This window comes from Bradyrhizobium sp. (assembly GCF_049512235.1).
Classification (GTDB): domain Bacteria; phylum Pseudomonadota; class Alphaproteobacteria; order Rhizobiales; family Xanthobacteraceae; genus Bradyrhizobium.
The window spans coordinates 1-4336 of sequence record NZ_JBEKXH010000521.1; the positions used below are offsets into that span (position 1 = coordinate 1).

Consider the following 4336-nt stretch of genomic DNA (forward strand, 5'->3'; position numbering starts at 1 on the left):
CGCGATGACGACCGGATAGGACTGTCCCAGTTCATAGCTGTCGATGCGCGTGACGCCGTCGGTCGACGCGGTGATTTCGGCGGTCCCGAGCGGCGATTGCTGCAATCGACCGAATATACCGCTCTGCGAAAAGTCCCCGCCGATATTGGATTCGGCGAACGGCCGTCGTACCAGCAATTCCCCGCTCGGCAACGCCAGCACAATCGCACCGTTCTCCCCGATTTGAAGCCGGTCGTAGAAATCTTGAAAATACTTTGGATTGATAGCGGCAACAACGACACCGCCAAAGGAGCCGTCGGCGCGATCAAATCGGCGCGTCACCGGGATCAGCCAGCCCTGGGTGACGCGGCCGTATATCGGGGCGCCGATGCGAATGTCGCGATCGGCATGGGTCTGGTGGTAGATGAAATAGTCGCGGCCGGAGTAACCCGAATTTGCAGTATGGCCAAGCCAGTCGACGAACGTCGCGCCGTCGCGGTCGAGGATCGTAAAGCCGAGGAACTGCGATGAATGGCTTGCTTCCTGCTGGAACCAGGATTTCAGGCGCTCGCGTCCTTGCGGATCAAGGCCATCATGCTCGAGCCTTTCCACAGCCCCGCTCAGCAGCGTGTCGGCGACTCGAAACGTCAGTTCCGCGTGCCGGATGAGAGAGCCGGCAAGATTGGTCGTATCCTTTCGACCATCGGCCAGGACATCGCCACGCTGCTGGATGATATGGGAGGCCTCCAACCCGATCAGCGCAGCGCAAGCGACGGCGATCAGCGCCGCAGTCGCCCAGCTGGCCGAGATGCGACCGGGGCCATCTTCGGACTGGGGGCGTTTCTCCGTATTTCTACCTATGAACATTCCCGCCGCGATGCTGATTCTGGACCACAAGTCCTCCGCTCTATTGGTTTCGTTCAGGTTTAAGAGGATCGCCGCTAAGGTTTGCTCTCATGTTCGTAGATGAGCCGGGCCCTGATGGTGCCGTCGAGAGCGCGAATTTCATTAAGAATTTCGTAACCGGTATGGCCGGGCAGGTCGGCATCGAGCACGACGTAGCCAACCTCCCGATCGGTTTCCAGGTACTGCGCAACGATATTGATGTCACGCTGCAGAAAAACTTCGTTCAGTCGCCGCAACATGCCCGGCACGTTGCGGTGAACGTGACTGAATCGCACGCCGAGCGCGCGCGCCGGCAGCTGGACTTGCGGGAAGTTGACTGCGCCCGTCGTCGAGCCGTTGTCGAAATAGTCGATCAACTTGCGCGCGACTTCGGTTCCGATCCGATCCTGCGCCTGTTCGGTCGAGCCGCCGATGTGAGGGGTCAGGATGACATTTTTCAGGCCCTGCAAGGGACTTGCAAAGCGATCGGAATTCGAGGACGGCTCGACCGGAAAGACATCGACGGCGGCGCCGGCCAGATGACCGTCGCGAAGCGCGCCAGCCAAAGCCGAAAGGTCGACCACGGTACCGCGGCTGTTATTGATCAGACAGGCGCCCGGTTTCATCGCCCGTAGTTCGGTCTCTCCGACCATGCCGTGAGTTTCGGGCGTCTCCGGAACATGCAGGCTGACGATGTCGCTCTGCGACAGAAGCTCGGCAAGGCTGCCGACCGGCTCGGTGTTGCCGTGTCGGAGCTTGTCGGTACGGTCGAAGTAAATCACCCTCATGCCCATCGCTTCGGCAAGCGTCGAGAGTTGCGATCCGATGTTGCCGTAGCCGATGATGCCGAGCGTGCGGCCGCGGACCTCGTGGCTGCCGGTCGCCGATTTATCCCATCCGCCTTCGTGAGCTGCGACCGATCGCGGGAAAATACGTCGAAGCAGCATCACGATTTCGCCGATCACAAGCTCGGCGACGCTGCGCGTATTGGAGAACGGCGCGTTGAAAACGGGAATGCCGCGCTGGCGGGCGGCGTCGAGGTCGACCTGGTTTGTTCCCACGCTGAAGCATCCGACAACGACCAGATCATGGGCGGCGGAAAATAGTTCGCCCGTGAGCCGGGTACGGGAACGGATGCCAAGCAGTTCAACACCCTTGACAGCCTCGCGCAACGCACCCGCATCCAGTGCCGTGGCAAGGCGCTCTATGTTCGCAAAGCCGGCGTTGACCAACAGCTCGACGGCGCTGTCATTGACGCCCTCAAGCAAGAGGGTCTTGGCCGCTGCTTTGCTGGATGAAATCTGGCCTGGCATGTGGACTCCGTTCGATGCGAGAGGCGTTTATATAGGAACAGGCGGCTTGAATTGCCCTGCCTCTTTTGGCGGACATTTGATCCAGAGCATTTCATGACTTGGAAAATCGCCGGGTTCCTGATCTTATCGAGAACCCGGTAATAATCCGGGGAAGGGGGCTTTTAATGAACACGCGACGCGAACATGATCTGCTCGGCGACCGGGATGTTCCAGCCGAGGCCTATTATGGCGTCCACACGCTGCGCGCGGTGGAGAATTTTCCGATCAGCGGCACCCCGATCTCGGTCTATCCCGACCTGATCGCGGCGCTGGCCTCGATAAAGCTGGCGGCGGCGAAGAGCAACGCGGAACTCGGGCTGTTGGATCGCGTGCGCACTGATGCCATCGTCGCCGCCGCGGAGGAAATCAGGGCCGGGGCACTGCATGGCGAATTCGTGGTTGACGTCATCCAGGGCGGGGCGGGTACCTCGACCAATATGAATGCCAACGAGGTCATCGCCAACCGCGCGCTGGAATTATTGGGCCGCGCCAAGGGCGACTATGCGTTTTTGCATCCCAACGAGCACGTCAATATGAGCCAGAGCACCAACGACGTCTACCCGACGGCACTCAAGCTCGCAGGCTATACCGGCATCATGCGGCTGGTCGAGGCCATGGCGGTGTTGCGCCGGGCGTTCGAGACCAAATCGGAGGAGTTCAAGGACATCATCAAGATGGGCCGCACCCAGTTGCAGGATGCCGTGCCGATGACGCTCGGGCAGGAATTTTCAACCTATGCCGTGATGCTGGGCGAGGACCAGCAGCGGCTGAGGGAGGCAGTCGCGCTGATCTGCGAAATCAACATGGGCGCGACCGCGATTGGCACCGGCATCAATTCCCATCCGGATTATGCGGCTCTGGTCTGCCGGCATTTGCGCACTCTCACCGGCATTCCGGTTGTCACCGCCTCCAACCTGATCGAGGCGACCCAGGACTGCGGCAGTTTTGTCCAGCTCTCCGGGGTGCTGAAGCGGGTCGCGGTAAAGCTGTCGAAGACCTGCAACGATCTGCGGCTATTGTCGTCGGGGCCGCGCGTGGGCCTCGGCGAGATCAACCTGCCGCCGATGCAGGCCGGCTCCAGCATCATGCCGGGCAAGGTCAATCCGGTCATTCCCGAGGTCGTCAACCAGATCGCCTTCGAGGTGATCGGCAACGACGTCACGGTCTCGTTCGCGGCCGAGGCGGGGCAATTGCAGCTCAATGCCTTCGAACCGATCATCGCCCACAGCCTGTTCAAGAGCGTTACTCATCTCACCACCGGCTGCCTGACGCTGGCCGGCCGCTGCGTCAGCGGCATCACCGCCAATCGCGAGCACATGCGCCGCGGCGTCGAACGTTCGATCGGCATCGTCACCGCGCTCAATCCCTATATCGGCTACGCCAACGCCACCGAGATCGCCCGCGAGGCGCTGCTCAGCGGTCACAGCGTCTACGATCTGGTGCTGGAAAAGAAGCTCTTGACCAGGGAACAACTCGACCAGATCCTGCAGCCGGAGGTACTGACCAAGCCGCGGTCGTTCGGGACAGGGTTCGCGTCGGCGAAGACGGAGGCGGCGGGACCGGCGCCGGGGCGGATTGAGTGAGGGCGGCGACTGTAGACGGCTTCGCGGCCGCCCATTGAGACCTTTCCGCCCTGCCGTGATCGATCCTTGCCAGGGCCTGCCGAGCAGCCATATATTTTGAGGTGTGTGGCCATCACCTTTGCCGTGGGGGCGGGTTCCGACGCGAATGGCCATATGTCCAAGGGATAGACTTGAGACGCGTCAGCTTACAGACATGGCGCGTATTCTGACATTGGTGGTAAATTGCGTTGCGACCGGTACTCGGACCGGCGGCGGAGTTTGAAGCAAGCCATCCACTCGCGTTAACCTGAGCCGACTGAACAGGAGAGCCTGTATGCCCTCTTTGACTGAATGGAAAGTGCCACAAGCGTATCAGCCCCGCGTGGCCGACTACAGTTTCGATCTGGATCGCGTGCTCTCCTCGGTGGTCGGCCTACATTCGATCATCCCCGCCGACGCCTTCAGCGCGGAGACGCTGGGTACCGAGCGCGCCGGCAACGGCGTTCTGATCGACGATGGCCTGGTGCTGACGATCGGCTATCTGATCACCGAGGCCGA

Annotated in this window: 2 protein-coding genes and 2 pseudogenes; 2 read left to right on the plus strand and 2 right to left on the minus strand. The window is 61.1% G+C overall.

Annotated elements, in window-relative coordinates; genetic code table 11:
* Together ABSG20_RS30875 and serA are read right to left on the minus strand one after the other, a co-directional pair.
* Positions 1-876 (minus strand): annotated as a pseudogene (locus tag ABSG20_RS30875) (hypothetical protein); the annotation flags it as partial.
* Positions 877-920: 44 nt separating this feature from the next.
* The gene (serA, locus tag ABSG20_RS30880; RefSeq protein WP_423868242.1) at positions 921-2177 is read right to left on the minus strand and encodes a phosphoglycerate dehydrogenase; all 1257 of its coding nucleotides are present in this window, start codon (positions 2175-2177) and stop codon (positions 921-923) included.
* Positions 2178-2341: 164 nt separating this feature from the next.
* Between serA and aspA the strand changes: the two genes are divergently transcribed.
* Both aspA and ABSG20_RS30890 read left to right on the plus strand, forming a co-directional pair.
* On the plus strand, positions 2342-3799 hold the full coding sequence (aspA, locus tag ABSG20_RS30885; RefSeq protein WP_423868243.1) for an aspartate ammonia-lyase: 1458 nt from the start codon (positions 2342-2344) through the stop codon (positions 3797-3799).
* A gap of 313 nt (positions 3800-4112) precedes the next feature.
* Positions 4113-4336 (plus strand): annotated as a pseudogene (locus tag ABSG20_RS30890) (signal protein PDZ); the annotation flags it as partial.

Excerpts from the sequence above, each read along its gene's own strand:
- serA (WP_423868242.1), bottom strand. The coding sequence starts at position 2,177 with ATGCCAGGCCAGATTTCATCCAGCAAAGCAGCGGCCAAGACCCTCTTG.
- aspA (WP_423868243.1), top strand. The coding sequence starts at position 2,342 with ATGAACACGCGACGCGAACATGATCTGCTCGGCGACCGGGATGTTCCA.